This window comes from Haloarcula sp. Atlit-7R, from assembly GCF_003666065.1.
In the GTDB taxonomy this organism is placed as follows: Archaea; Halobacteriota; Halobacteria; order Halobacteriales; family Haloarculaceae; genus Haloarcula; species Haloarcula taiwanensis.
This window is the reverse complement of sequence record NZ_QXIK01000037.1, coordinates 1-2,611: the sequence shown is the minus strand read 5'-3', so window position 1 is coordinate 2,611 and position 2,611 is coordinate 1. Positions and strand designations below refer to the sequence as shown.

Annotated in this window: 1 protein-coding gene and 1 pseudogene; one reads left to right on the top strand and one right to left on the bottom strand. The window is 52.5% G+C overall.

Annotated features, from left to right (window positions below; all coding sequences use genetic code 11):
- Nucleotides 1-88 precede the first annotated feature (88 nt).
- Nucleotides 89-2,023, bottom strand: coding sequence for a COG1361 S-layer family protein (locus D3D01_RS22430; protein WP_121513845.1), 1,935 nt, complete (start codon nt 2,021-2,023; stop codon nt 89-91).
- A gap of 482 nt (nt 2,024-2,505) precedes the next feature.
- Between D3D01_RS22430 and D3D01_RS25135 the strand changes: the two are divergent.
- Nucleotides 2,506-2,611, top strand: a pseudogene (locus D3D01_RS25135) (TetR/AcrR family transcriptional regulator); the annotation flags it as partial.

Sequence of the window (2,611 nt, the reverse complement as noted above, 5' to 3'; positions counted from 1 at the left end):
TCTTGTCACGGTTGACAATCCAATCGTCCAGTATGTCGATGTATTTCTGATAATCTAGCATTGTGACATAGATGTTAGCCTCGGACGGTCACTGACGGCTGTACCAGACGACGCCGCCAACGACTGCAAGGAGTACAATGCCACCGATCAGCCACAGTGGTGTCCCCCCGTTTCCGGACTGGTCCGTGACGTCTATCGGGAGACTGTAGGTGTCAGAAACCCGTTTTTCTCCATCAGGCGTCTCGTACTGGAAGTCCAGGTTGAGCGGATAGGTCTTATCCAGCGCGTCGCTCCCCGCCGAAAGCTGGACGGAGACCGTTTCTGACTCTCCGGGTGCCAGTTCAGCGATGAACGTTTCGTCGTCACTGCTGCTGAGGGGATCATTGACGAACGCCTTCCCCTCGATGCTTGTCAGCGTCTTGTCCTTTGTGTTGGTTATCGTAAACGTGATTGACCGGTCTTGGCCCACACCGAGCGTCGAATTCTGTATTCCGATGTCAAATTCGTCCTGACTACCAGCCACCTCTGAACGGACCTCAAGCGTGTCTGCTTCAACCCTGTCGCCGTTATCATCGCGGTAGCTCACGCCGAAGTCAAACTGCCGAGCACCTGCCTCTGCACTGTTGGATACATCAACGCCAAAGCTGAAGTTAGCTGATTCGCCCGCATCGAGATCTCCAACAGCGTACTGTGACTCTTTTGGCGACAGTGTCGACTGCTGACTTTCCCATGCGACGACGACGTTCTCGACGTCACGAGTTCCAGTGTTTGTGAGGGTTGCACTCAGCGATCCGTCTTCCCCGGCCTGCAGCGACGCTTCGATGTTGGACACGTCGAAATTCTGCTCAGGCGCTGGGCTGAGGCTTAACGGCACATTGTCGTATGTGCTGGTATCGCCTTCTTGATCGTCATACTGCACGTTGGCCGATAGCGCGTAGCTTCGGTCCTCGGCATCGGTGCTCGCCGTTGTGTCGACGCGGACAGTCCGGACTTCTCCCGGTTCCCATGCCCCCACGTAGGCGGTTGTGGACGAACTCTTTCCAAACGTTATATCGGCGTTCTGTGAGACAAACGTGACAGATGCGTCGTTAACAGTCAACGGGCCCGTATTGCGGAGTTGCACCTCATACGTGCCTGTGTTACTGACCGCGACAGAACTACTTGAATTGACAACCGAGAACCGCTGTTCTGGGTCAGGTGCGACTGCGACGGACTGTGCTACAGATTGTGTGCGGAGGCCCTCTTCGTTATCGAATGCGACCGAGAGCTCAAATCCGTACGGCTCCGGCTCCGCAGCTTCAGCAGAACTCACGCGATAGTTGAACGTCCGGACTTCTCCCGGTTCCCACGTATCAACGAATCGCGAAGTGGCAGCGCCGCCGCTCACTGTGAGATCCTGATTCTGTGATTCCAGCGTTACCGCAGCGTTCCGTGCGGCGCTATCTCCAGTGTTTTCGACCCTAACCGCCACTGTGCCTGTGGAGGCGACGCGTGCATTCGAATCAATGTCGGTCACATTAAACGTGGCATCATCGGTGACATCAATTTCGATGTCGACCGTTCGGGTCTCTCTGTCTTCGTCTCGTGCCCCTGTTCCCTCAGAAATGTAGCTTGTATGCTTGTAATTGAGCCTCAGTTGTGCCTCATACGTTCCAGAACTGGCGTCTTCATCCACGCTGATAGTAAACGGCACTGTCACTTTCGGTCCGGCCTGTAGCGTGCCGAGGCTTCGTTTCGAGTTCTTGACCGAGATAGGTGCGTCACCAGATCCGAGTGATACAGTAAGCCCCTTTGCCGTTGTTACCTCGTTGTTCAAAGCTGGGTTTCGAGTGGAGCCGCTGTCAAGCTCCCCGCTGTTGACCAGTGAAATTTCTATGGTCTTTTGTTCGCCCGGGGCAACAGTATCATCTTCAAGCGTTGCCACGATATCGGGGCTTCCAACGACCGCAGCGGTTGCCGTTCCGCTGGTAACGATAATCCCGACTACAGCCAGAAGTAGCAGTTTATACTTTGTAGAGGCCATGTTACTTGAGGTTTCGTTCAAACCGCGTCTCGTTTCTAGCGACACTCCGTCTCGGAATTCTTCGTTTGTGAGTAGCCATTTCCTGATGTTGACTAAACGTTCAATCACATATAGTGCTTTCGTATCTTTCGGGGAGACGAAAACAGGTACCCAGTCAAAGCCACACTAGCTCACTATCTATCGCCTTTAACACAGTTTCTACAGGTATCATGGGACATTAGACGGTTTGAGGCAGCAGAGAGGTGTCTCTATGAATAGAGCGAACTAGAGTACAGTCCAATGTACTCCGCTGATACAGCGGACGACAATACGCTTAAGTTTATTGAACGTATATTCAACTTTATAGTATGTGCAACTGTACCCGCTATCCAGTTCAATGATAAAAAATACAACCCAGATTGGTCTTGTGCTCTACAGAGAGAGTAGTGAAACCGTGAGCCATTTGAACCGTACCAGACAAACAGGAAACGGTCGACCTAAAGATGACTAACGAGATATCCTTTTTCCAGAACCCAGATGGAACCCGCGAGGAGATTCTTGAAGCTACATTCTATGCATTACGTCAATACGGGTACGCGGATCTGACTA

Excerpts from the sequence above, each read along its gene's own strand:
- D3D01_RS22430 (WP_121513845.1), bottom strand. The coding sequence starts at position 2,023 with ATGGCCTCTACAAAGTATAAACTGCTACTTCTGGCTGTAGTCGGGATT.